Below are 765 nucleotides of genomic sequence, written 5' to 3'. Positions count from 1 at the left end.
GGCTGATAGGCACTTTCGATCTGCTCTTCCGGCGTCGCCTCCGTCGCGACGTCGGATGGCGTCTCCCCTGCACTATCATCGGAGCCGTTGCCCTTGTAAAACTTCCTAAACTCTGGGTGTTTCAATAGCAGCTTCACGTCGATGCGGTCAGGGCCGCTGGTGAGCAATGACAGACCTGCTTCGGTGGCAACGAACCGCCCTCGTGCGGGAGAGGCGAGCAGTCCCGCTTTGCTCATGTAGAATTTCGCCCAGTGGATACGGTTGTGTAGCACGTGCTGCTTGCCGCTCGGCAACAGCTGCTCACGCTCTTCAGCGGTGAGACCAAACCGTGCAGCAATCTCGGCCTCGGCTAGTGGGCGGAGGTTTCGTCCTTCGAAGAGACCTCAAGAACCGGGAGCATGAGCGATTGGTAGTCAGGGATCGGCATCGTGCTTTCAGCCTTCGAATACACGGAATGCAGTTGAGGCGGCGAGCGCTGACACGTGGGAATATCCCCGACTGTCGGGGGCATTACTGTCGATCGGCTTCGCTGAGCTTGACCTGCGGCAACTCATCGCCGCGACACCTTACTCGTGGAGGCAATCCCTTCGCCAGCGGGGGCCTCCGACGGAGTCGCCAAAGCGAAACGCGCAAACCTACCCAATCGCGTTCCAATTCTTGCTTACGAACAAGCCAGTCTGGAAGCACGCTGTCCATCGCTTTCCAGAATTGCTTGGAGTGGTTGTGATGCAGCAGGTGAACCTGTTCGTGTAGCACCACGTAGTC

General features: G+C 58.4%; 2 protein-coding genes. Both read right to left on the bottom strand.

Going from position 1 to position 765, the window contains the following annotated elements; all coding sequences use genetic code 11:
* A partial coding sequence (locus tag EN780_RS36010) for a winged helix-turn-helix domain-containing protein (protein WP_281035415.1) occupies positions 1-293 on the bottom strand: 293 nt, incomplete at its 3' end.
* A gap of 217 nt (positions 294-510) precedes the next feature.
* On the bottom strand, positions 511-765 hold a 255-nt coding region (locus EN780_RS36005; protein ID WP_133372943.1), incomplete at its 5' end, for a M48 family metallopeptidase.

The organism is Mesorhizobium sp. M4B.F.Ca.ET.089.01.1.1, assembly GCF_004022605.1.
Lineage (GTDB): Bacteria > Pseudomonadota > Alphaproteobacteria > Rhizobiales > Rhizobiaceae > Mesorhizobium > Mesorhizobium abyssinicae.
The sequence above is the reverse complement of the archived record's forward strand: the minus strand, read 5'-3'. Positions and strand labels throughout refer to the sequence as shown.